This window comes from Methylobacterium nodulans ORS 2060 (assembly GCF_000022085.1).
Lineage (GTDB): Bacteria > Pseudomonadota > Alphaproteobacteria > Rhizobiales > Beijerinckiaceae > Methylobacterium > Methylobacterium nodulans.
Map to the genome: position 1 here is coordinate 4,603,044 of NC_011894.1, position 21,962 is coordinate 4,625,005.

Sequence of the window (21,962 nt, forward strand, 5' to 3'; positions counted from 1 at the left end):
GCGATCTTACGTCAATCGACGGGAGCCCTCGACGGCATGCCTACCTACCGCCTCCGGGTTGCCCCGCGCGGCCGGCACGGCACGGTCGGTCGCGCCCTCCGCGACGTGCAGATCGAGGCGCCGAGCGTGCGCCAAGCCTCGGCCCGGGCTCTCGGCCGGGCCGACGAGCTGTTCTCGGACGAGGCCACCTTCGCGTGGCTCACCGACGAGTCGGGCGATCTCGTCTGGGCGCTGCCGATCGAGGAGGCCGAGCCGCCCGCCGGAGGCTTGATCTGCGCTGGCGGCCATCGTCACGCCGCAATGGGGCGGCGATAGCAGGTCAGTGAGTGCCGCCCGGCGCGCCGGACCCCGCCGATGAGACCGCTGATCCCCGCCCTCTGCCTCTTGCTCCTCGCCGGGCCGGCGCTCGCCGATTGGCGCTACTGCCTCGCCCGCGCCCCGCAGCGGATCGTCTACGTCTCCGCGCCCTTCTCCACGCTCGATTCCATGGATCGCATCAACGCGGCCTTCGCGCAGCGGCTCGACCGCGATCAGCGCATCCACGACCCGGTGCAATGCCCTCGCGCCGAGGCGGCGACGGTCTTGCGCGCCATGCGGCAGGCCGCCCTGCGCTTCAACCGCGAGGAAGGCGAGACCGTCGTCGAGCTCGACTGGGCGCCCGAGCGCGCCGCCGACGAGATCCGCCCCTGACCGCGCCGGCGCGGTCCCGGACGGGTGTCGGCGGCAGGCCGGCGCAACCATGCCTTAGGGGATCCTGGCCGCATATGGTCGGGGCGAGACTTTCATTTTCACCGGCATCCGCCTGCGGTAGGGAACGCTGTTCAGGGCGGATCGGGCCGAGCCGACATGAGGGGAGACGGCGTTGCGCAAGTACTTCGGAACCGACGGCATCCGGGGCCGGGCGAACGGCGTCATCACCCCGGAACTCGCCCTCAAGGTCGGACAGGCGGCCGGCCTGCTGTTCCAGCGCGGCGAGTACCGCCACCGGGTGGTGATCGGCAAGGACACCCGGCTGTCGGGCTACATGATCGAGACCGCCCTCGTCGCCGGCTTCACCTCGGTGGGCATGGACGTGCTGCTGCTCGGGCCGATGCCGACCCCCGCCGTCGCCATGCTCACGCGCTCCATGCGCGCCGATCTCGGCGTGATGATCTCCGCCTCCCACAACCCGTACGAGGATAACGGCATCAAGCTGTTCGGGCCGGACGGCTTCAAGCTCAGCGACGAGGTCGAGCACGAGATCGAGCGCCTGATCGATTCCGATCTCCAGAAGCGGCTGTCGGCATCCGCCGATCTCGGGCGCGCCAAGCGCATCGAGAGCGTGCATGCCCGCTACATCGAGTTCGCCAAGCGGACGCTGCCGCGCAACATCACCCTCGACGGGCTGCGCGTGGTGGTCGATTGCGCCAACGGCGCCGCCTATCGGGTGGCGCCCGAGACGCTCTGGGAGCTCGGCGCCGAGGTCATCGCCATCGGCACGGAGCCGGACGGCTTCAACATCAACCGCGACGTCGGCTCCACCGCGCCGGACGCGCTGGTGCGCAAGGTGCGCGAGCTGCGGGCCGATATCGGCATCGCCCTCGACGGCGATGCGGACCGGGTGCTGGTGGTGGACGAGAAGGGCCAGCGGGTGGACGGCGACCAGCTCATGGCCGTGGTCGCGCGCTCCTGGAAGGAGGACGAGCGGCTGACCCAGCCGGGGATCGTGGCGACGATCATGTCGAATCTCGGCCTCGAACGGTATCTCGGCGGCCTCGGCCTCAGCCTCGTGCGCACGGCGGTGGGCGACCGCTACGTGCTCGAGCACATGCGCGAGCACGGCTACAATCTGGGCGGCGAGCAGTCCGGCCACATCATCATGTCGGACTACGCCACGACGGGCGACGGGCTGGTCGCGGCGCTGCAGCTGCTCACCGTGGTGCAGCGCCAGAAGCGCCCCGTGAGCGAGGTATGCCACTGCTTCGACCCGCTGCCGCAGGTGCTGAAGAACGTGCGCTACGGGGCCGGGGAGCCGCTGCGGAAGGATTCCGTCGTCACCGCCATCGAGGGCGCCCGCCAGCGCCTCGGCAATGCCGGCCGCCTGGTGATCCGGCCATCCGGCACCGAGCCGGTGATCCGCGTGATGGCGGAGGGCGACGACCGCGACCTCGTGGTCGAGGTGGTCGACGAGGTGGTCGAGGCCCTGCGCAAGGCGGCGGCCTGAGCGCCGCCCCGACCGCGTCGTCCCGAACACATCGGCCGGCGATCTTCATCTCTGAGTAAGGCTAAGGTTTAACGTTAAGCGGGGATTTACCTCTTGCACCGAAAGTCATGACGTCTTCCAGGACGGGCCGCTGCGCCGACTTGCGGCCCCCAATCAAGGATTCGTCATGGGCCGCTCCAAGCCTCTCACGCTGGCGCGCATCGTCACGTTCGCCGCCGCGGTGGGCCTGCCGGGCCTCGTCCAGGCGGCTGATCTGCTCCCGCCGCCGCCTCCGCTGCCGCCCCCGCTCGATGTCGGCGGCGGCTGGTACCTGCGCGGCGATGTCGGCGCCAGCATCTATACCGAGCCGAAGCTCTCGACCCTGCCGCAGCCCGATCCGGTGCGCTACTACAACAGCGACATCGGCGGCGGCGGATTCGCCGGCGTGGGTATCGGCTATCAGTTCAATCCCTGGCTGCGCGGCGACGTTACGGGCGAGTACCGGTTCTCAGCCGGCCTGCGGACCAATGACAGCATCGACGCCAAGGTGCCCTACACCGTGCAGGGCCCGGACGGCCTGCGTGGCGTCTTCTCCGATCACACGGACGAGACCACGAACGGACATCTGTCATCCGGTGTCGTGCTGGCGAATGTCTACGCCGATCTCGGCACCTGGTACGGCGTGACGCCGTTCATCGGCGGCGGCGTCGGCGTCGCGTTCAACCATCTGTCGGGCTTCTCCGACAGCAGCCTCAATCTGATCAGGTACAACCTCATCGACGCTGCCGGCAATGTCGGCACGGACGTCTATTCGCAGGGCGGCGTGAGCGGCGGCATCTACAAGTCCAGGACGACGACCAGCCTCGCCTGGGCGCTGCATGCGGGTCTGTCGTATGCGGTCACGCCTGGACTGAAGCTCGAACTGGCCTACCGCTACATGAACCTGGGCGAGGCGCGCACCGGCGTCCTGAACTGCTTCTGCGGGGCGAGCTACGCACCGATCAAGATCAAGGATATCGAGTCGCACGACATCAAGCTCGGCATGCGCTGGATGTTCGGCGTGCCGGTGGTCGCTCCTGTTCCGGCACCGGTCGCCGCCTACGAGCCGCCGCCCGGGCCGATCGTGCGCAAATATTGAGGTCGCGTTCGGCGGTTCATCGTCACCATCACGGGAGCGAAGGGCGGCGCCGGAAAGCCGGATGTTCCGCCGGAGAGGGCGAATCATGGAAGGATTGCGTCAATGCTGGCCGGCTGCGGCGCTCGGCCTGGTCCTGGTTGGCGCCTCGCCGGCCGGCGCCGCCGATCTCCTTCCGCCGCCGCCGCCCCTGCCGGCTCCTGCGCCGGCCGTGGAGATCGGAACCGGCTGGTATCTGCGCGGTGACTTCACGGCGAGCGACTTCCACAAGCCGGGCGATGATACGCTGCCCGGCACGCCCGGGGCCAAGCTCGTCGACCTGCGCCTGAGCTCGACGCAGGGCTATGGCGGCGGCATCGGCTACCGCTTCAACAGCTTCCTGCGGGCCGACTTCACCGTCGATGCGCGCAGCCGCAGCCGCTTCCACGATTACAGCTCTCGCACCGGGTTCGTGGAGGGCTTCAACGAAGAGGCCGGCAAGCTCGACGTGCTGACCGGATTGTTCAACGTCTATGCCGACCTCGGCACCTGGTGGGGCTTCACGCCCTATATCGGCGCGGGCGTCGGCTTCGCCGAGAAGCGGTTCCACAGCGCCTGGACGCGGACCACCTGCCTCACGGTCACTTGCGGCGACACGCAGCCGATCTACGCGATCGGCCCGCAGGCCGTCGATCTGCGGGCGAACCACAGCGTCACGACCTTCGCCTGGGCGGCCATGGCGGGCCTGTCCTACGAAATCGGCAAGGGCGTCAGCATCGACGCCAGCTACCGCTACCTCGACATCGGCAAGGCGCGGACCGGCTTCGACGCCTACGGCTACAATACCCGCCTCAAGAACATCACCGCCGACGAGTTCCGGATCGGCCTGCGCTGGGCCTTCGGCGCGGTGCCCTTCGCGGGCTTGGCGGGCATGCCCGCCGCCTACTGACCGGGCAGGGCGCCGTCGCACCCGTTGCGGTCAGGAGGCCCGGTAGGAGGCCCGGAGCGGCGCAACCGCTCCGGGCCTCGTCCGTTCCGGAACAGGCGAATCCCATTAACGCGCAAGACAATCTTAAGGTTACCGCGCGATTATCGACCGAGACGTTCCACAGCTGAAGTCGACGCACCGCCGGGGCCGCCCTCATGCGTATCGTGATCTCCGGGTTTCTTGCCGGATTGTGCATCATGGGTGTCACCCCGGCGCGGGCGGCGGATCTCGACTTCGGGACCCTGCGCGGCGGCAGCTACGACACGCCCGCACCGGTCGGAAACTGGGACGGGTTCTATGTCGGCGGGCATGGCGGCTGGACGAGCACGAGCTTCGGTTTCGGCAACGTCTTCCAGGCCCCTGTCGCGAACTATTTCCGGCTGACCACCTACGAGGCGAACCTGAGCGCCTCGACGCTCCTGCGCGCGCAGGACGCGCGGCGTGACGGCACCTCGTTCGGCGCCTATGCCGGTGTCAACTTCCAGTTCGACGAGTTCGTGGCCGGCGCCGAGCTCGATTACACTCATCTCGGCGTTACGGGATCCACGACAGACGCGATCGCCCGGCAGAAGGTCACGGACGGCTACTGGCAGGCGCTGTCTCTGGTGGGCGAGGCGAAGACCCGCCTCGACGACTACGCGACCATCCGCGCCCGGTTCGGCTATGATGCCGGCAACTTCATGCCCTACGTGACCGGCGGCTTCGCCATCGGCCGCGCGCAGATCACCGACACGGTGACGATCCAGGCCCGCGGCTACGATCAAGCCACCTACAACAGCAATCAGGCGACAGGCGCCACGGCGTATGTCAACCGCGACGGCTACCGGTCGTTCGACCCGACGAACGTGAGCCGGAGCGTCGTCGCCGATCCCGACGTGGTGCAACGGACGCGGGAGAAGATCGTCGGCGGCATCGCGGCGGGCGCCGGCATGGAGTTCGCGCTCACGGCCAACATCCTGCTCCGGGCGGAGTACCAGTTCGTGCAGTTCAACGACTTCGACGGTCACAAGGCGAACATCAACACCGTGCGGGGCGGCGCCTCGGTGAAGTTCTGAGGCGAAGTTCTGAGGCGCTTGCGGCAGGCGCCGAACCGGCCCAGTGTCGCGCGCCGCCGGCCGGCGGCGCGATGCGAGGCTCCGGCATGCAGCGTCTCTCCGGGAAGGTCGCCCTGATCAGCGGCGGCGCGCGCGGGATCGGCCTCGCCACGGCGCGGCGCTTCGCCGAGGAGGGGGCGGCCGCGGTGATCCTCGGGGATATCGACGCGGAGGCCGGCGCGCGGGCCGCCGCCACGCATCCGGCCTTCCACTTCGCCGCCCTCGACGTGACCCGCGACGAGGCGTGGCAGGAGGTGGCGGACGAGGCCGTGCGGCGCCACGGCGGCCTCGACGTCGTGGTCAACAGCGCCGGCATCGCCGTGGTGGCGACGATCGAATCCGTCACCCTCGCGCAGTGGCGCCGGGTGCAGGACGTCAATGTGGACGGGACCTTCCTCGGCTGCCGGCATGCCGTGCGGGTGATGAAGCCGCCGCAGGGCCGCGGCGGCGCGATCATCAATCTCTCGTCGGTGTCCGGAATCGTCGGCGGTCACAATCTGGCGGCTTATAACGCGTCGAAGGGCGCGGTGCGGCTGCTGACGAAATCGGTGGCGCTCCACTGCGCCCGGCAGGGCTACGGGATCCGCTGCAACTCGATCCATCCGGGCTTCACCGAGACGGACATGCTGTACGACCTCGCGGCGGGCGGGCGCGACCCCGAGGCCCTGCGCGAGCGCCTGCGGGCCTCGGTGCCGCTCGGGCGCAATGCGCGGGCCGACGAGATCGCCGCGATGGCGGCCTACCTCGCGGCCGACGAGTCGAGCTTCGTCACGGGGGCCGAGTTCGTGATCGACGGCGGGGTCACGGCGCAGTAGGGCGGAAACCATACGCACGGATCCTGCGCGGGGCTTAACGCTCCGCTCGGCCCGGGCGGCGATCCTCCGCGGACCGCCGGAGTTCTCGCCCATGCGCCGCCCCGTCCTGCCTGCCGGTCTTCTTCTCTGCCTCGCCCTGGCGATTCCCGCCGCAGCCGACGGCATGCCGCCGGGCTACGCCCCGGCGCTGCCCCGCCATGCTCCGGCAGATCTCGATCGTCGCCCGCGCCGACCCGACCGGGCGTTCCGGATCCAGCCGGTCACCTACGGCGAGACGGACGGCGTGGCCTATCACGCCTGGATGCCGCGCAACGAGCGCCTGCCGATCTACAACGAGCCGCCGCCGTTCTTTCCCGAGGACTGAGCCCGGGTCAGGTCTCCAGCTCGCTGTCCCAGTACAGGTAGTCCATCCAGGTGTGGTGGTACTGCCGGTGGTCGAACTCCGGCTGGCGGCGATGCAGCTCGTAGCGGCTCGGCCGCCGCGGCGGGTTGAGGAGGGGCATCTCGGCCTCCTCGGGCGTGCGGTTCGCCTTGCGCAGGTTGCAGGGGCTGCAGGCCGCGACCACGTTCTCCCAGTTCGACTGGCCCCCGCGCGAGCGTGGCACCACGTGGTCGAAGGTCAGCCCTCCCGCCGGCAGCCGGATCCCGCAATACTGGCAGCTGAACGTGTCGCGCAGATAGATGTTGTAGCGCGTGAAGGCCGGGCTGCGCGCCATCGCCACGTAGTTCTTGAGGGCGACCACGCTCGGCACCTTGAGCGAGCGGCTCGGCGAACGCGCCTCGACATCGTAGCTCGCCACCAGCGTGACGCGGTCGAGGAACAGGGCGGTGAACGCGTCCTTCCAGGACCACAGCGAGAGCGGATTGTAGGAGAGCGGCCGATAATCCGCGTTCAGCACGAGGGTTTGAAGATCCAGCATCATCCTGCCCTGACGACTGTCCGGCTGCGGCGAGGGCTCCCGGAGGATGGCCGGGGCTCGCGACGCTCGCGGAGGCAGGGGATGGGCTGCATCGCCTACCTCACGCTATGTCCGGGGGAGTGAGGGGACACGGCGGAAGGCCGGCATGGCCGCCGGGACGGCGGTTGCCGTGGATCGCGCGAGCCCGAGACGGTGCCGGGCCTATGTGCTGCTGGACCGAGATGATCGACGCCACCTGCTCGCAGCAGACCGGAAGGGCCGAGTCCATTGCTCTTTCATTCTAGTAGCAGGATGACAGGCTTGTGAAGGTTCGGACTTGTCCTGCGGCGTCGCGCCCACAGCCCCTTCGAGCAACCGTCCGAGGCGGACCGGCGATTTTTCGCCCCATTGCTCGGCGATGGGCTGTCGGCCTCCACGTGAGGCGTCCCCTGCGCTACCGTTGCGGGACCAGCGGAGCCGCGGTGGCTCCGATCCCGGAGAGGACGCGCCCGGACCGCCGGGTCCGCAGCCCGGACCGCTTGGGTCCGCAGGACGAGAAGGAACGCCATGACGTTGCGCCGATGGATCGCCGCCCTGATGACCGCCGCCGTGCTGGCGCCGGGCCTCGCGGCCGCGCAAGGCCCCGCGGCGAAACCGGATGCCAAGGCGCAGGCGCCGCAAGCCACGCAAGCGCCGCAGGCCACGCAAGCCGCGCCGCCGGCGCAGGCTGCGCCGCAGACCGCCCCGCCGGCCGCCCCGGCGCCGAAGCCGCCGCCGACCCCGATCTCCGAGCAGATCAAGCAGATCCGCGCCCAGCTCGACCAGGAGAAGGCGGATCTCGATCAGCGCGAGCAGGCGCTGACCCACCACGACCTCAACAAGGACGATCTCGCTCTCCTGCGCGACGGCATCGATCCGGTGGCCGAGCGGCTGCGCCACGTCATCGACAACCTCGGTCCGCGGCTCGAGGCGGCCAAGGAGCGCCTGAACCAGCTCGGACCCAAGCCCAAGGAGGGCGCCGAGGCCCCGGACGTGGCCCAGGAGCGCGCCCAGCGCGAGGGCGGCGTCGCCGAGATCGACGAGACCATGCGCCTCGCGCGCTCGCTCCTCGTCCAGAGCGAGCAGATCACCGACCAGATCAGCAACCGCCGCCGGGCCGCCTTCACCCGCGCCCTGTTCGAGCGCACGGACGGGCTGGTGAGCCCGAACCTCTACGCGCGGGCGGCCACGAGCCTGCCGCGCGACCTCAAGGCGGCCGAGACCGCACTCGACGACATCGTCGGCCAGCTGGGGCGCAACGGCACGCCGCTGCGTCTCCTCGTGGTCGCGCTCGCCATCGGCGTCTCGGTGGCGCTCTACATCGCCCGGCGCCACATCGCCCCGCGGCTCGGGCGGCGCGACGCCGCCAAGGAGACCGCCAAAGCGCCCTCGCGCCGGGCGAAGGTGCTGGCCGCCTGGCGCGTCGTGCTGGCGGGCGCCGTGCCTGCGGTGGCCGGCAGCTTCGTGGTGAGCTTCGCCATCACGGCGACGGACCTCGTGCCGGACCGGTTCTCCACCGTGGCGCACGGGATTCTGATGGCCCTGGCCTTCGTGGCCGTGGTCGAGGCGGTGACGGATGCGCTCCTGTCGCCCGGCAAGCCCGACTGGCGCCTCGTCGCCATGGAGGACGCGACGGCCGAGCGCCTGACCCGCCTCGTGGTCGGGATCGCCTTCGTCATCGCCATCGGGCGCACGATCGAGGAGTTCAACGAGGCGATCGCGGTCGGCCTGCCGGTCAGCATCATCACGCGCGGCATCTTCGCGGCGGTGGTCACAGTGGTGATGGCGGAGGGCCTGCGCCGCTTCGCCGCCCGGGCCGAGACCGACGAGGCCTGCCTCGGCCCCTACGTGGCGGCGGAATCGAGCACCAGCATCGGCGGCCCGCTGCGGATCGTCGGCTGGATCGTGACCGCGGCGGTGGGCCTCTGCGCGCTCTCCGGCTACATCGCGCTCTCCTCCTTCCTGATCGACCAGCTGGTCTGGACCGCCATCGCGGTGGCGCTGCTCTATCTCGCCATCACCAGCGCCGATGCCTTCATCGGCGGCACGCTGCAGAACGATTCGCGGATCGCCACCGCCCTCCAGGCCAATACCGGCCTGCGCAAGAAGTCCCTGAATCAGATCGCCGTCCTGATGGGCGGCCTCGTGCGCGTCGTGCTGGTCACGGTCGCGGCGGTGCTGCTGCTGGCGACCTGGGGCGTCGACTCGACCGACATCTACGCCTCCTTCCGGGCGGCCTTCTTCGGCTTCAAGGTCGGCGACGTCACGATCTCGCTCTCGACCATCGTCATCGCGCTCGGGCTGTTCATCCTCGGCCTCGCCATCTCGCGGGTGGTCAAGCGCTGGCTGGAGAACACCTACCTGCCGGCCACCGATCTCGAAGCCGGCCTGCGCAACTCGATCGCGACCATCACGGGCTATATCGGCTTCCTGGTCTCGCTCACGGTCGCCTTCTCGTATCTGGGCCTCAGCCTGGAGAAGATCACGATCGTCGCCGGCGCGCTCTCGGTCGGTATCGGTTTCGGCCTGCAATCGATCGTCAACAACTTCGTCTCGGGCCTGCTGCTCCTGTGGGAGCGGCCGATCCGGGTCGGCGACCTCGTGGTGATCGGCGACAACGAGGGCTATGTGCGGCGCATCAGCGTGCGCTCGACGGAGATCCAGACCTTCGACCGCTCGGCCGTGATCGTGCCGAATTCCAACCTGATCTCCGGCGTGGTGAAGAACCGGGTGCGCGGCGACCGCACCGGCCGCGTCTCGATCACCGTGAACGTGCTGCGCAACCAGGACCCGGTGCGCGCCGCCGAGCTGATCGTCGGCTGCGCCAAGGCCCATTCCGACGTGCTGAAGGAGCCGCCGCCCCGCGTGGTGTTCCGCAAGATCGGCGATCCCTTCCTCGAATTCGAGCTGATCGCCATGATCACGGATGTCGCCTCGCAGCTGAAGGTGCAGAGCGACCTCAACTTCGCGGTGTTCAAGACCTTGTCGGACGAGGGGCTCATCCCCAATCTCGGGCCCGGGGCGAGCATCGTCACCGTGCAGGGGCTGGAGCCGGTTCAGGACGCGTTGGGGCAGATCGCCCGGGCGGTGGTGCCCGCGGTGGCTCCCCCGGCCGATCCGGTTACGCGGTCCCCGGCGGGCGGGGGCGAGCGCCGCCGAACGCCCGAGTCCGTGCCGTGACCCTGACGCAAGCCGCTTTCCGGTTCATCGCCCTCTCGGCGCTCGCAGCTTCCCTCGCCGCCTGCGCCGGGAGCGAGGTCGCGCGCCAGACGCAGGCGGGCCCGTCCCTCTACTGGCCCATGACGACCGCGAGCGCACAGCTCGACCTCGCCACCGCCCGCGACATGATCGGGGCCTACCGGCGCAACAAGGGCCTGCCCGCACTTGCCCTCGATCCGGGGCTCCAGCGCCTCGCCGAGACGGAGAGCGCCGCCATGGCGGCCGCCGACCGGCCGAGCCAGGCGGACATCGTCAAGACGGTGGCGGCGCGGATGGGCTTCTCCGACCCCAAGGCCAATCTCTCGGCCGGCTATCACACGCTGGCGGAGGCGTTCTCCGGCTGGCGCGACAGTCCCGCCCACAACGCCGTTCTGCTCGCGCCCGATGCCACCCGCATGGGCATCGCCACCGCCTACGCCCCGGGATCGAAGTACAAGGTCTACTGGACCCTGCTGGTGGCGAAGTAGGGCATCGCGGCAGGAGCGGCGTCATCCGACATCCGCTTGCTGGCTTCGCCATGCGGATCTCGGCTGCGCTCAATCGCCGCGCAGGCTCGGTAAGACGGTCTCCGAACCGGTCGTCCGAAACCGGATCAGGGCAGCGACTGGCCCGGCGCCAGCGGTGGCGCGTCGCGCAAGAGCGTGATCGTCACCCGGCGGTTGGCGGCGATGTAGGGATTGTCCGGGAAGAGCGGCTCGGTGTCGGCCTTGCCGGAGACGACGGCGAAGCGGTCGTCCGGGATGCCGGCACCCGCCAGGATCTCGCGCACGCTGATCGCCCGGCCGGTGGACAATTCCCAGGGCGGGGCGGGCGGGCGGCGCCCGGGACGCGTGGCCGCGGTGTAGCCCGCGACCGCAATCCTGTTCGACAGGCTCCGGATGGTCGGCGCGAGCCGCTCCAGCACCTGCCGGGTGCGGTCGTTCGGCCGGGTCGAGCCATCCGGGAACATCGAGCGGTTGTCCTGGTCCACAAGCGAGACGTCGAGGCCGCGCTCGGTCTCATGGATCAGCACGTTCTTCGACAGTTCCGCGATGTCGGGAAGGTCCTGCAGCGCCTGCCGCAGGCTCGCCATCGCGAGGCCGAAGCCGTCGCGGTAGCCGTTCTGCGGAACGCCGTTGTCGAAGACCTCGTCCGGCAGGGGCGGCGTGGTGCGGTCCGAGGCCTTGTCGGGCGTGACGTCGCGCGGGTCGCGCAGCCGGGTCGCGCTCGGCAGGCCGTTCTTCTCGATGATGCCGTTGAACCGGCTCTCCCGGTTGGTGCCGAACGCGTCGCGCATGGAGCCGGCGACCGCCTGCAGCTTCTTCTGGTCCTGGGTCGAATAGGCGGCGATCATCACGAAGAAGCTCATGAGGAGCGCCATCAGGTCGGCGAAGGTCACGAACCAGCCGTGACCGCCATGCGCTCCGCCCCGCTTCTTCCTCGCCACGGATTCGTCCTCGCCTCGGCCCGGACCTCCGTCGGGCCTCTCCGGAGAGGCCCGATGCAGGCGCGGTCATTCTCAAGTCGCCCGTCCGGACGGAGAGCCGGATCCCCATCTCCCGGACGGTCTCTTGGCACTTAGGCCGCCTCGGCGGTGAACTCCTCGCGGGTATTGTGGGGCAGGTAGGCGATCAGCATCTCGCGCACGAGCGATGCGCTCTTCGCATCGCGGATCAGCAGGATGCCGTCGATGACGAGCGAGCGCGACACGTCCTCCTCCTCCAGCTTGACGTGCAGCTTGTCGGCGATCGGGAGCGCGATCATGTTGGCGATGAGCGCCCCGTAGAGGGTAGCGAGCAGCGCCGTCGCCATGGCGGGGCCAAGCTTCGACGGGTCCGACATGTTGGCGAACATCGTCACCATGCCGAGGATGGTGCCGATCATGCCCCAGGCTGGGGCGCAGTCGCCGAAGGCGCGGTAGACCTTCGAGCCCTCCTCCAGATGCATCAGGAAGTTGTCGCGGTCGCGCTCCATCGTGTCGCGAATGAACTCGCGGTCGTAGCCGTCGGCGATGTAGCGCACGCCCTGGGCCAGGAACGGATCGGAGACCTCCAGGTTCTCCAGCGCCATCGGGCCGGACTTGCGCACCACCTCGGCGATCCGGGTGATCTCCTCGATGAGGTCGCGCGGCTTCACGGAGCGCATGGTGAAGGCGTAGCGCAGGCCCATCGGCACGCCGTGCACGATGACCGAGAAGGGGAAGCGCAGCATGGTCGCGGCGGTGGCTCCGCCGAAGATCACGATCAGGGCGTGCTTATCGAAATAGGCCGCGAAGTTGCCGCCATCGATGAGGATCAGCACGATGACGACGGAGGCGCCGCCGAGCAGGCCGAGGCCGGTTGCGAGATCCATGACGCGCAAGTGGTTCCTGTCGGAGGGAAGAGGCCGGCTCGACCCGTCCTCAAGCTTTAAGGCGATCAGGCTCAACGAAGCGTAAAGCTGGGCCCGTCCCGTCATGCGGCGTTCAGGCGGCGTCTGCCATGAGAGCATCGTGGGCGCGGGCGACGGGCGCCGCGGACGGCGCCGGCGGATTTTTCCGCGCCTGGGGGTTTCGGAGTTCACTACATGCGGCTGTTGCGGCTCTATGGGCGGGTCATGCGCCAGCTCGGACCCGATCTGCGGCTCGGCGCCGTGCTCGCGCTCGCCAATGTGGCGCTCGCGGTGGCGGCCTTCGCCGAGCCGGTGCTGTTCGGACGGATCATCGACCGGGTGACGCATCTGCCGGCGCGCGCCGAGGGCACGTCCTACGGGGACATCATGCTGCTCGTCGCGGCCTGGGTCGGCTTCGGCCTGTTCACCATCGCGGCGGGGGTTCTGATCGCGCTCCATGCCGACCGCCTCTCGCACCGGCGCCGCCTCGGCGTGATGGCGAGCTATTTCGAGCATGTCCTCGACCTGCCGCTCGCCTTCCACTCGGCCCATCATTCGGGCCGGGTGCTCAAGGCGATGCTGGAGGGTTCGAGCGGCATGGCGTCGCTGTGGCTCGGCTTCTTCCGCGACCATTGCGCGGCCCTGGTGTCGCTCACCGTGCTGCTGCCGATGACCCTGTTCCTCAACTGGCAGCTCGGCGCGATCCTGCTCGTCCTGGTGGCGGTCTTCACGGCGCTCACCACCTTCGTCCTGCGCCGCACGGAGAGCCTGCAGGGCGAGGTGGAGCGCTACCATTCGGGCCTCGCCGAGCACGCCTCGGACGCGCTCGGCAACGTCGCGGTGATCCAGTCCTTCACCCGCGCCAGGGCGGAGAAGGAGGCGATGCACGGCATCATCCGCAACCTCCTCGCCGCCCAGACCCCGGTCCTGTCCTGGTGGGCGCTCGCCTCGGTGGCGACCCGCGCCTCGGCGACGCTGACGATGACGGCGATCTTCGTCACCGGCCTCGCGCTGCACTTCCGGGGCCAGGCGAGCGTCGGCGAGGTCGTCTCCTTCATGAGCCTCGCGACGCTCCTCGTCGGGCGCCTCGATCAGGTCGTGTCCTTCGTCAACGGGCTGTTCATGCAGGCGCCCAAGATGCAGGAATTCTTCGACATCCTCGACACGGTCCCGGCCGTGCACGATCGTCCGAATGCCCGCGCGGTCACCCGGATCGCCGGCGAGGTGGCCTTCGAGGACGTGACCTTCTCGTATGACGGCAAGCGCCGCGCTCTCGACGGGATCAGCTTCTCGGTCCGGCCGGGCGAGACCGTGGCGCTCGTCGGCACCACGGGGTCGGGCAAGTCCACGACGCTCAGCCTGCTCCACCGCGCCTTCGACCCGGAGACCGGGACGATCCGCATCGACGGCGAGGACATCCGCGACCTCTCCGTCGCGTCGCTCCGGCACAATATCGGCGTGGTGTTCCAGGAGCCGATGCTGTTCGCCCGCTCGATCCGCGAGAACCTGCAGGTCGGTCGGCCCGACGCCACCGATGCCGAGATGCTGGACGCCCTGGAGCGCGCGCAGGCGATGGACTTCCTGGCCCGCCAGCCGGACGGGCTCGATGCGGTGATCGGCGAGCGCGGACGTTCGCTGTCGGGCGGCGAGCGCCAGCGGCTCTCGATCGCGCGGGCCCTGCTGAAGAACCCGCCGGTCCTGATCCTGGACGAGGCGACGAGTGCGCTCGACGCGGCCACCGAGCGCAAGCTGCAGGGCGCGCTCGAAGCCGTGATGGAGGGCCGCACGACCTTCGTGATCGCCCACCGCCTCGCCACGATCCGCAATGCCGACCGCATCCTCGTCTTCGACAAGGGGCGCATCATCGAGGCGGGCCGCTTCGACGACCTCGTCGCCCAGGGCGGGCGGTTCGCGGAACTCGCGCGGGCGCAGTTCATGGCGGCCGGGACGCCGGCGGATTCCTGCGCGCTCGCGGCCTGAGCGCCCGGCCGCCGACAGCGGGGCGCCGGAACCCCGCTCCCCGGGACGGGAGCGGGACAGTCCTTCTCGATCACAGCGCCGGACGCGGACGGAGACGGGCCGCGCGCATTTCCACGCGAGAGGACTTGCCACGACCGGTTCGGGATTGTCTCGTCGCCCGAACGAGCTTTCATCGTTGAAGAAACAGGGATTTACGAAATATTAATCGAGTGAATCCGCCATCGATTTGCTCGATTGTCTGGTGCGCGGGAGGGATCAAGCTTTGCGGTGAGGCGGTCCGGCTCATCGTTTTGCCGAAATGCGGTGAGAGAGACTGTGCGTGCCGGGCGTCCCGCCCGATGGTCCAGGCGCCGCCTCACGAGCGTTGAGAGTTCCCATGTCGGATGCATCCCTCTTCCTCAATCTCGCCGGCGCGATGGCGATCGTCGCCGCAGCCGGGCACGGTATCCGGTTGGCGCTCGATGCCTGGATCCGCCTCGCCCCGGCGGGGACGCCGGACGATCCGGCCGGCGAGTAGAGCCGCGCCGATCGCGGCTCAGCCTCACGGTCCCGGGGTGTCGCGCTTCGCGCCGACAGGGGATCCTCTGCGTCGAGTGGCGCCTAAAATAGAAGCCGCGGAGCGGCTTCCACGCATCTCCGGGTCGATTGAGACCGCGTCAGCCCCCGCGACGCCGTCCGTCTGACACGCTCAGCGACGATCGATGATCGTCCCGCCCGGCCTCTCGCCCGCTCTCCCTGTCCCGGGCGCATGCAGCGTCAGCGGAATGCAACCCGGGATCCAGCACGAGAACTCGCCGCGAAGCGGCTCCGTATGTCAGCACTGTCGTTGAAAGCGGTCGCTGCGCGACTTCATTGTCTGGGTCCCGGATCTCCTTCCGCGCCCACCTGAGCAAGGCCGAAATCCGCTATCGTGCGAGCCGCGGCACCTCTGCCGCCTCGGAGAGCAGGCTGAAGCCGTGTGCAAAACCGGCTCCGGCTCCGCCTTTAACAGTCTCTTCCCGGCCCGAGCGCTAGCATCTCCGGACGAAAAGCTGGAGAAGGCGACATGACACGGCGCCGGTTCAACGCCGCATCGGAATTTCAGACGGAGCAACAACTCGATAGTCTGGCGCGCGCGCTCCGGCGTCTGACCCAGCATCGCGGGTATGACCGCTCCGTCATTGTCAGTGCGGTGCTCAAGCGCGTTCTCGCGCCGTCCGGCAGCTTCCCGCAGGTCCCGCCGAGCGTCGAGGAGCTGCGCGCACGGCTCGATGCCGTCTGCGTGGACCGAAAGATGCTCGACTATCTCCTGCACAACCTCGCCGCCGAAATGGATGTCGCGCACCGGCGCAGTGTCGAGGGCGTTTGAGTCGGCGCGGCCCTCGTGCCCGATCCGCCATCGCGAGGATGTGGCCCCTCGATGCCGGGCGCGCAGCGCCGGGAGGCGCTCAGTGGAGCGTCCCGCCCGGCTCCCCGGGCGGCACAACCGCTTCCGAGAAGGGGAACTCGAAGACGATCTCGCCGGCCTCGTCGGTGACTTCGAGGATCGCCGAGAGCAGCCGCGAGGTGGGGCCGCTCTCGCGCAGCACCTCGCGGATCAGGTTGCGCGCGACCTCCCAGGCCTCGTCCGCGTCGCGCAAGGTTCGGCCCTCAGGATCGGGCAGCAGATCCGCGCCGACCCGTGTCGCGAAGAAGTAGCGGGGCATGGCATGGCCTCCGGTCGCCATCTCAGGGCTTCGCGCAGGCGGGATCCGCCGGCCTCGGTGCCCGCGCGAAGTCGAGCACGGTCCGCGCATAGGTCTCTACCACTTCCGAGAACGGCTGCCGCTCGGCGGTGAACAGCACGGCGCGATGGCTGAAGAGCGCCTCCGGGACCGGGAGCGTCCCGCAGGATCCCGCGCTCGGCGCCGCCTGATCCCAGCCCTCCGGGAGCGGCTGCCAAAGGAGGCGGCTCTCGACCGTCTGCCGGGTCGGCTTGAGACCCTGCACCGCTCGCCCGAAGGGGGTGTCGCTGGTGTCGAGCGCCCGGTTCATCTCGGGCGTGAGGCGCGCGGGCACGTACCAATTGTCGGCCTCCGACAGCACCTGATCGCCGCAGGCGAGCCGCACCCGCCGGTACCGCAGGGGCTCGTCCGGGCCGACCTGGAGGCGCTGACGCGTCTCGGCACTCGCCGGCCGGTCCACCTCGCGCACCAGCCGGGCGACGAGCCGCGGCTCCGCCGCGATCCCGTGCGCGCCGCACCACGCTTCGAGGGTCGTGGTGGCGCTGCGGGCGGCGAGGAGCTGCGCGTTCAGCGTCTGCATCACCGCCATCGCCTCGACGCGGCTCAGATAGGTGTCGGGCCAGGCGGGGCGGGTCTCGGCGCGCGCCGGCAGCGCGGCGATCGCGAGGAGGCTGGCGAGCAGGGCAGGCGTGCGGAGCATGGGGAGGGTCCTGAGAAGACTCGGCCGTCTCATCCCGCGACTCGCTGCGGAAGGAAAGGGGGGGCCGGCGAGGGCGAGAAGTCACTGGCGGTTCGCAGATCGATGGGTATGACAGGGCCCGCTGACGCGAGGGAGATGGCGATGTCGGGCGGTCACGGAGCGGTCGAAGGGTCGAACAAGAAGGTGGCGCTGCTGATCTCGGTTCTGGCGCTGTTCCTGGCGCTGGGCGAGACGCTGGCCAAGAGCGCGCAGACGGATGCGATCAGCGCGAATGTCGAGGCGAGCAACCTGTGGGCGTTCTTCCAGGCCCGCACGATCCGCAGCACGGTCCTCAAGACCGCGGTCGAGCAGGCGGCGCTGGAGGCCCCGGGTGCCGCGCCGGAGGCGGTGAAGAAGCAGGTCGAGGACTGGCAGAAGACCATTGCCCGCTACGATTCCGAGCCCGCCACGGGCGAGGGCCGCAAGGAACTCGCCGCCAGGGCCAAGACGGCGGAGGAGAAGCGCGAGCTCGCGCTGGCGCGCTACCACCATTTCGAGGTCGGGTCGGCCGCGTTCCAGATCGGCATCGTGCTCGCCTCCGCGCAGGTGATCACCGGAATCACGGCGCTCGCCGTCACTGGCGGCCTGCTCGGCGTGGCGGGAATCGGCATGCTGGCCGTCGGCCTGTTCGCCCCGCACGCCTTGCATCTCATCTAAATAGAAACCGACCGGCGTGGAATCCGCCCCGCTCCTCATGCTGAGGTGGCGGCGATCGAAGATCGCACCGGCAGCCGGCCCTCTGGCCGGCATCAGCCGGCACGCACGCCTGACTGCTCATCCCATCCACCGGAGGCTCGGACCACCGTCCAGGTGTGCTTCGAGGCTCCTTCGGAGCACCTCAGCATGAGGGCCGGGGTTGGCTGCCACGGGAGGGAGCGCTCGGTCAGCCGGTTTCATCCCCCTAGGGCCGGCTTGGCCGGTGGTGAACTGATCCCAAGGGCCCAAGATGCTGACGCGCATGCTCACGCATCGGGCCGTTGACCCATCTCGAAGTGTCGACACCAAGCCTTTGGCTTGGCGAAAATTCCGAGACCGGAACCAACGGTCCTGTTCAAGGCCCGTTGGTATCACGCGGGCGCTCAGCCAAAGACGTCGCCCGTGATGGTCCGATACCAGGCGGCTGCGTGGGCGGCCTCCTCGGTGCGCAGCTCGGCCGGGGCGTCGAGCGGGCTCGTCCCGCCGGCACCCTCGACATCGGCGAGCACCCCGTTCACCGGGTGATAGACGCCCGCGACGGAGATGCCGTAGCCGGGCGCGACGAGGCTGTAGCAGGTGTTGATCAGCTTCGGCGTGACCGGCGGGCGCCCCGCCAGCAGGTCGGCGACGGCCTCGGCGCAGACCTTCGCCTGAGCATTGGCCGAAAAGGCGGATTTCGGCATCGCCCCCGCGATGGCGGCGTCGCCGATCACGTGGATGGAGGGGACGAGGCGGGACTCGAAGGTCACCGGGTCGATCGGGCACCAGCCCGACCGGTCTGCGACCCCCGCCGCGGCCGCGATCGGAGCGGCGCGCTGGGGCGGGATGATGCAGGCGACGGCGGCCCGGTAATCCGAGAAGTCCGTCCGGACCGTCATCGTGCCGGGATCCACCGCCGTGACCTGCCCGCCCGCCGCCAGGGGAACGTATTCCAGGTGATCGGGATAGAGGGCCTTCCAGGCCGCCTCGAACAGCTTCTGCTTGGAGAACGTGTCCTTCGCGTCGAGGACGATCAGCTTCGAGCGCGGTTTCTGCGTCTTGAGCAGGTGGGCGATGAGGCTCGCGCGTTCGTAGGGACCCGGCGGGCAGCGATAGGGATTGCCGGGCACCGACAGCACCACCGTGCCGCCATCCGGCATCGCCGCGAGCTGGCGGGCGAGGAGCTCGGTCTGGGCACCGGCCTTCCAGGCATGCGGCATCACCTCGGCCGCGGCCTCGTCGTAGCCCGGGAGCGCGTCGAAACGCAGGGCGATGCCGGGCGAGAGGATCAGGCGGTCGTAGGGCAGGGCGGTGCCGTCCGCGAGCGCCACCCGCCTGGCGCGTCCGTCGATCCCGCTTGCGCGGGCCTGCACCACCGTGACGCCGCTCGCCTTCAGGCCCTCGTAGCCGAAGCGCTGCGCCGTCATGGGCCTCAGGCCAACCATGACCTCGTTGCTGAAGGGGCAGGCCGTGTAGGTCGTCTCGGCCTCGACCAGCGTGACGGACAGCCCCGCCTGATGCAGCGCCCGCGCCGCCGAGGCGCCGCCGAAGCCGCCGCCGAGGACGACGACACGGCCGGAAGCGCCCTGCTGCGCCCGCACAGGACGGGCGTGCGCCCGCACAGGGCGGGCGAGGGCGAGCCCCGCAAGGCCGCCGAGGAGGCTTCTCCGCGTCGCGTCGGTCACGGCGCCTCCTGCGGCTGCTGCGCCAGATAGTCGGCGATCGCGCGGCTCTCCTCCTCGGAGAATCCCTTGGCGATCCGGGTCATCACGGTGGCCGGGCGCGTGCCCGCCCGGTAGTCCTTGAGCGCCGCCGCAATCTCCTCGGCCGGGCGGCCCGCCAGCGGCGCGAAGGCGCCCTCCCCGTGCGGGCCGTGGCAGCCCGAGCAGGAGGAGGCGCCGGGCGGGGCCTGGAGCGGCGCCCCACGGGCGCCGCCGAGGCTCGCGGCGAGGAGCGCCAGGGCGAGACGGGCTCTCACGCGCGCCGCAGGTCGGTGTGCTTGAGCGGGATCTGGCGCACCCGCTTGCCGGTCGCCGCGAAGACGGCATTGAGCACGGCCGGCGCCGCGACCGCGATGGTCGGCTCGCCGACGCCGCCGATGAAGCCGCCCGACGGCATCAGGATCGTCTCCACCGCCGGCATCTCGTCCATCCGCAGCACCGGGTAGGTGTCGAAATTCGTCTGCTCGATCCGTCCGTCCTTGACGGTGCATTCCCCGTACAGGGCCGCCGAGAGCCCGTACACGAAGGATCCCTCCACCTGCGCGGCGATCTGCTGCGGGTTCACGGCGACGCCCGGATCCGTCGCCGCGACGATGCGGTGGATCTTCAGCGTGCCGTCATCGCGCACCGAGACCTCGGCGGCGGCCGCCACGTAGCTGCCGAATCCCATGATCTGGGCGAGCCCGCGATGGACGCCGTCCGGCGGCGTGCGGTCCCAGCCGATGCGCTCGGCAACCGCGTTCAGCACCGCGAGGTGCTTGGGGTGGTTGGCCATCAGCTTGCGGCGGAAGGCGAGGGGGTCCTGGCCCGCCGCATGCGCCACCTCGTCCATGAAGCATTCGAGGTAGATGGCGTTGGGATTGGTGTTCACGCCGCGCCAGAAGCCCGGGATGATGTGCGGGTTGCGCATGGCGTGGTCGATGAGGAGGTTCGGGATCGTGTAGCCGATCGCCGCCTCCGCCCCGCCCGGATTGAGGCCCTGGAAGGTCACCGGGTCCTTGCCGTCCGGCCCGAGCCGGCCCGGCACGATCGCCGCGAGGATCGACTGGCCGGAGATGCGCATGTGGAGGCCGGTGAGGTTGCCCTCGGCGTCGAGGGCGGCGCGCATCCGGCACTGCGTGACCGGATGGTACCGGCCATGCGTCATGTCCTCCTCGCGGCTCCAGATCAGCTTGATCGGCGTGCCGGGCATCTCCCTGGCGATCAGCACCGCCTGGCGCACCCAGTCATGCGTGGCGCCGCGCCGCCCGAAGCCGCCGCCGAGATGGATCTTGTAGACCTCGCATTGCCGGGGCGAGAGGCCGGCCGCTTCGGCCGTCGCGGCGAGGGCCGCCTCGCCGTTCTGCGTCGGCGTCCAGACCTCGCAGCGCTCCGGCGTCCACCGGGCGGTGGCGTTCATCGGCTCCATGGTGGCGTGATTCTGGAACGGGTAGGCGTAGGTCGCCTCGACCAGCTTGGCGGCGCTGTGCAGGGCGGACCTCACGTCGCCGGCCTTGTTGCCGACGAAGGCCTCCTCGGCGTCGAGGCCCGCCTTGAGCGTCGCGGCGATCGTCTCGCTCGACACGGAGGCGTTCGGGCCCCCGTCCCAGACGACCGGCAGCGCCTCGACGGCAGTCTTCGCCCGCCAGAAGGTGTCGGCGATCACCGCGACGCCGCTCTCGCCGACCTGCACCACCTTCCGCACGCCCGGCATCCCGGATACCGCCCGGGCGTCGAAGCTCTTCACCTGGCCGCCCGGCACCGGGCAGTCGCGGATCGCGGCGTTCAGCATGCCGTCGAGCCGGAGATCCTGGCCGTAGACCTGGCTGCCGTCGAGCTTCGCGGCGGTGTCGAGGCGCTTGAGCGACTGGCCCGCGATGGTCCAGTCCTTCGGATCCTTGAGGGGGATTTCCTTCGGCGGCTCGAGGGTGGCGGCCCGCGCCGCGACCTTGCCGAAGGTGGTGCTGCGGCCCGAGGCCGGATGGGTAATCACGCCCTTCTGCACCTGGCACTCGCCCGGGGCCACGCCCCAATCCTGCGCCGCCGCCGCGACGAGCATCAGGCGGGCGGCCGCGCCGCCCCGGCGCACGGCGACGAAGGATTCGCGGATGCCGCGGCTGCCGCCGGTGGAGAAATCGCCCCAGACCCGCTGGCGGGCAAGGTTCTGCCCCGGGGTGGGATATTCGGTCGTCACCTGCGCCCAGTCGCAGCCGAGTTCCTCGGCGACGAGCTGGGCGAGGCCGGTGAGGGTGCCCTGGCCCATCTCGGACCGGGCGATCCGAATCACCACGGTCTCGTCCGGCCGCACCACCACCCAGGCATTCACCTCGGGTGTCGGCGCAGGTGCCGCCTGCGCGCCGAAGGGCACGTGGAAGCCGAAGCTGAAGGCGCCGGCCGTCGCGGCAGCCCCTGCCAGGAAGCGGCGGCGGGTGGGGGTGGTGGGGGATCCCATCGTCATGCCTGCCT

22 protein-coding genes are annotated in these 21,962 nt (G+C 70.0%); 14 read left to right on the plus strand and 8 right to left on the minus strand.

Annotation, left to right across the window (positions count from 1 at the left end; genetic code table 11):
* The first annotated feature begins 36 nt into the window (after positions 1-36).
* The 8 genes from MNOD_RS21420 (at position 37) to MNOD_RS21455 (ending at position 6,557) form a co-directional block, all read left to right on the plus strand.
* Positions 37-315: a hypothetical protein gene (locus MNOD_RS21420; RefSeq protein WP_015931052.1), complete on the plus strand. Its 279-nt coding sequence runs from the start codon at positions 37-39 to the stop codon at positions 313-315.
* Positions 316-354: 39 nt separating this feature from the next.
* Positions 355-690, plus strand: a complete 336-nt coding sequence (locus tag MNOD_RS21425) for a hypothetical protein (RefSeq protein WP_015931053.1) — start codon at positions 355-357, stop codon at positions 688-690.
* Positions 691-862: 172 nt separating this feature from the next.
* Positions 863-2,203, plus strand: coding sequence for a phosphoglucosamine mutase (glmM, locus tag MNOD_RS21430; protein ID WP_015931054.1), 1,341 nt, complete (start codon positions 863-865; stop codon positions 2,201-2,203).
* A 166-nt stretch (positions 2,204-2,369) separates the two neighbouring features.
* Positions 2,370-3,320 carry an outer membrane protein gene (locus MNOD_RS21435; RefSeq protein WP_015931055.1) on the plus strand — a complete coding sequence of 317 codons (951 nt, stop codon included), beginning with the start codon at positions 2,370-2,372 and terminating at the stop codon, positions 3,318-3,320.
* 85 nt (positions 3,321-3,405) lie between these two features.
* Positions 3,406-4,245 (plus strand): outer membrane protein, encoded by an 840-nt coding sequence (locus tag MNOD_RS21440; RefSeq protein ID WP_015931056.1) that lies wholly within the window; start codon positions 3,406-3,408, stop codon positions 4,243-4,245.
* 236 nt (positions 4,246-4,481) lie between these two features.
* Positions 4,482-5,339, plus strand: coding sequence for an outer membrane protein (locus tag MNOD_RS21445; RefSeq protein WP_015931057.1), 858 nt, complete (start codon positions 4,482-4,484; stop codon positions 5,337-5,339).
* 86 nt (positions 5,340-5,425) lie between these two features.
* Positions 5,426-6,193: a glucose 1-dehydrogenase gene (locus tag MNOD_RS21450; RefSeq protein WP_015931058.1), complete on the plus strand. Its 768-nt coding sequence runs from the start codon at positions 5,426-5,428 to the stop codon at positions 6,191-6,193.
* A gap of 91 nt (positions 6,194-6,284) precedes the next feature.
* Complete coding sequence (locus MNOD_RS21455; protein ID WP_015931059.1) at positions 6,285-6,557, plus strand: hypothetical protein; 273 nt, start codon at positions 6,285-6,287, stop codon at positions 6,555-6,557.
* Between the two features lie 7 nt (positions 6,558-6,564).
* On the opposite strand, the gene MNOD_RS21460 is transcribed toward MNOD_RS21455, so the two are convergent.
* Positions 6,565-7,113 carry an HNH endonuclease gene (locus MNOD_RS21460; RefSeq protein ID WP_043751791.1) on the minus strand — a complete coding sequence of 183 codons (549 nt, stop codon included), beginning with the start codon at positions 7,111-7,113 and terminating at the stop codon, positions 6,565-6,567.
* Between the two features lie 546 nt (positions 7,114-7,659).
* Between MNOD_RS21460 and MNOD_RS21465 the strand changes: the two genes are divergently transcribed.
* Positions 7,660-10,311 carry a DUF3772 domain-containing protein gene (locus MNOD_RS21465; protein ID WP_015931061.1) on the plus strand — a complete coding sequence of 884 codons (2,652 nt, stop codon included), beginning with the start codon at positions 7,660-7,662 and terminating at the stop codon, positions 10,309-10,311.
* Positions 10,308-10,817 carry a CAP domain-containing protein gene (locus MNOD_RS21470; RefSeq protein WP_015931062.1) on the plus strand — a complete coding sequence of 170 codons (510 nt, stop codon included), beginning with the start codon at positions 10,308-10,310 and terminating at the stop codon, positions 10,815-10,817. Before MNOD_RS21465 ends, MNOD_RS21470 begins: the two co-directional genes overlap by 4 nt.
* A 125-nt stretch (positions 10,818-10,942) precedes the next feature.
* Here the strand turns inward: MNOD_RS21470 and MNOD_RS21475 are convergent, their stop codons facing one another.
* On the minus strand, positions 10,943-11,776 hold the full coding sequence (locus MNOD_RS21475; protein ID WP_015931063.1) for an OmpA/MotB family protein: 834 nt from the start codon (positions 11,774-11,776) through the stop codon (positions 10,943-10,945).
* Positions 11,777-11,907: 131 nt separating this feature from the next.
* Positions 11,908-12,681 (minus strand): motility protein A, encoded by a 774-nt coding sequence (locus tag MNOD_RS21480; RefSeq protein ID WP_043749192.1) that lies wholly within the window; start codon positions 12,679-12,681, stop codon positions 11,908-11,910.
* Positions 12,682-12,894: 213 nt separating this feature from the next.
* Between MNOD_RS21480 and MNOD_RS21485 the strand changes: the two genes are divergently transcribed.
* The 3 genes from MNOD_RS21485 to MNOD_RS21490 all read left to right on the plus strand — a co-directional run bounded on the left by MNOD_RS21485 (position 12,895) and on the right by MNOD_RS21490 (position 16,027).
* A complete protein-coding gene (locus MNOD_RS21485; RefSeq protein WP_015931065.1) occupies positions 12,895-14,679 on the plus strand; it encodes a glucan ABC transporter ATP-binding protein/ permease in 1,785 nt (594 codons plus the stop codon).
* Positions 14,680-15,055: 376 nt separating this feature from the next.
* The gene (locus MNOD_RS48195) at positions 15,056-15,196 is read left to right on the plus strand and encodes a hypothetical protein (RefSeq protein ID WP_015931066.1); all 141 of its coding nucleotides are present in this window, start codon (positions 15,056-15,058) and stop codon (positions 15,194-15,196) included.
* A 528-nt stretch (positions 15,197-15,724) separates the two neighbouring features.
* Positions 15,725-16,027: a hypothetical protein gene (locus tag MNOD_RS21490; protein WP_015931067.1), complete on the plus strand. Its 303-nt coding sequence runs from the start codon at positions 15,725-15,727 to the stop codon at positions 16,025-16,027.
* A 79-nt stretch (positions 16,028-16,106) separates the two neighbouring features.
* On the opposite strand, the gene MNOD_RS21495 is transcribed toward MNOD_RS21490, so the two are convergent.
* Together MNOD_RS21495 and MNOD_RS21500 are read right to left on the minus strand one after the other, a co-directional pair.
* The gene (locus MNOD_RS21495; protein WP_015931068.1) at positions 16,107-16,364 is read right to left on the minus strand and encodes a DUF6894 family protein; all 258 of its coding nucleotides are present in this window, start codon (positions 16,362-16,364) and stop codon (positions 16,107-16,109) included.
* Between the two features lie 22 nt (positions 16,365-16,386).
* Positions 16,387-17,082 (minus strand): hypothetical protein, encoded by a 696-nt coding sequence (locus MNOD_RS21500; RefSeq protein WP_015931069.1) that lies wholly within the window; start codon positions 17,080-17,082, stop codon positions 16,387-16,389.
* 141 nt (positions 17,083-17,223) lie between these two features.
* Between MNOD_RS21500 and MNOD_RS21505 the strand changes: the two genes are divergently transcribed.
* Positions 17,224-17,778, plus strand: coding sequence for a DUF4337 domain-containing protein (locus MNOD_RS21505; protein WP_015931070.1), 555 nt, complete (start codon positions 17,224-17,226; stop codon positions 17,776-17,778).
* A gap of 422 nt (positions 17,779-18,200) precedes the next feature.
* Here the strand turns inward: MNOD_RS21505 and MNOD_RS21510 are convergent, their stop codons facing one another.
* From MNOD_RS21510 to MNOD_RS21520, 3 genes are read right to left on the minus strand one after another with little or no spacing between them, the layout of a single operon-like run.
* Positions 18,201-19,481: an NAD(P)/FAD-dependent oxidoreductase gene (locus MNOD_RS21510; RefSeq protein WP_015931071.1), complete on the minus strand. Its 1,281-nt coding sequence runs from the start codon at positions 19,479-19,481 to the stop codon at positions 18,201-18,203.
* The gene (locus MNOD_RS21515) at positions 19,478-19,774 is read right to left on the minus strand and encodes a c-type cytochrome (protein ID WP_015931072.1); all 297 of its coding nucleotides are present in this window, start codon (positions 19,772-19,774) and stop codon (positions 19,478-19,480) included. Before MNOD_RS21515 ends, MNOD_RS21510 begins: the two co-directional genes overlap by 4 nt.
* The gene (locus MNOD_RS21520; protein ID WP_425277515.1) at positions 19,771-21,948 is read right to left on the minus strand and encodes a xanthine dehydrogenase family protein molybdopterin-binding subunit; all 2,178 of its coding nucleotides are present in this window, start codon (positions 21,946-21,948) and stop codon (positions 19,771-19,773) included. Before MNOD_RS21520 ends, MNOD_RS21515 begins: the two co-directional genes overlap by 4 nt.
* Positions 21,949-21,962 lie beyond the last annotated feature (14 nt).

Excerpts from the sequence above, each read along its gene's own strand:
- MNOD_RS21420 (WP_015931052.1), top strand. The coding sequence starts at position 37 with ATGCCTACCTACCGCCTCCGGGTTGCCCCGCGCGGCCGGCACGGCACG.
- MNOD_RS21425 (WP_015931053.1), top strand. The coding sequence starts at position 355 with ATGAGACCGCTGATCCCCGCCCTCTGCCTCTTGCTCCTCGCCGGGCCG.
- MNOD_RS21435 (WP_015931055.1), top strand. The coding sequence starts at position 2,370 with ATGGGCCGCTCCAAGCCTCTCACGCTGGCGCGCATCGTCACGTTCGCC.
- MNOD_RS21440 (WP_015931056.1), top strand. The coding sequence starts at position 3,406 with ATGGAAGGATTGCGTCAATGCTGGCCGGCTGCGGCGCTCGGCCTGGTC.
- MNOD_RS21445 (WP_015931057.1), top strand. The coding sequence starts at position 4,482 with ATGGGTGTCACCCCGGCGCGGGCGGCGGATCTCGACTTCGGGACCCTG.
- MNOD_RS21450 (WP_015931058.1), top strand. The coding sequence starts at position 5,426 with ATGCAGCGTCTCTCCGGGAAGGTCGCCCTGATCAGCGGCGGCGCGCGC.
- MNOD_RS21455 (WP_015931059.1), top strand. The coding sequence starts at position 6,285 with ATGCGCCGCCCCGTCCTGCCTGCCGGTCTTCTTCTCTGCCTCGCCCTG.
- MNOD_RS21460 (WP_043751791.1), bottom strand. The coding sequence starts at position 7,113 with ATGCTGGATCTTCAAACCCTCGTGCTGAACGCGGATTATCGGCCGCTC.
- MNOD_RS21465 (WP_015931061.1), top strand. The coding sequence starts at position 7,660 with ATGACGTTGCGCCGATGGATCGCCGCCCTGATGACCGCCGCCGTGCTG.
- MNOD_RS21480 (WP_043749192.1), bottom strand. The coding sequence starts at position 12,681 with ATGGATCTCGCAACCGGCCTCGGCCTGCTCGGCGGCGCCTCCGTCGTC.
- MNOD_RS21485 (WP_015931065.1), top strand. The coding sequence starts at position 12,895 with ATGCGGCTGTTGCGGCTCTATGGGCGGGTCATGCGCCAGCTCGGACCC.
- MNOD_RS48195 (WP_015931066.1), top strand. The coding sequence starts at position 15,056 with ATGTCGGATGCATCCCTCTTCCTCAATCTCGCCGGCGCGATGGCGATC.
- MNOD_RS21490 (WP_015931067.1), top strand. The coding sequence starts at position 15,725 with ATGACACGGCGCCGGTTCAACGCCGCATCGGAATTTCAGACGGAGCAA.
- MNOD_RS21495 (WP_015931068.1), bottom strand. The coding sequence starts at position 16,364 with ATGCCCCGCTACTTCTTCGCGACACGGGTCGGCGCGGATCTGCTGCCC.
- MNOD_RS21500 (WP_015931069.1), bottom strand. The coding sequence starts at position 17,082 with ATGCTCCGCACGCCTGCCCTGCTCGCCAGCCTCCTCGCGATCGCCGCG.
- MNOD_RS21505 (WP_015931070.1), top strand. The coding sequence starts at position 17,224 with ATGTCGGGCGGTCACGGAGCGGTCGAAGGGTCGAACAAGAAGGTGGCG.
- MNOD_RS21520 (WP_425277515.1), bottom strand. The coding sequence starts at position 21,948 with ATGGGATCCCCCACCACCCCCACCCGCCGCCGCTTCCTGGCAGGGGCT.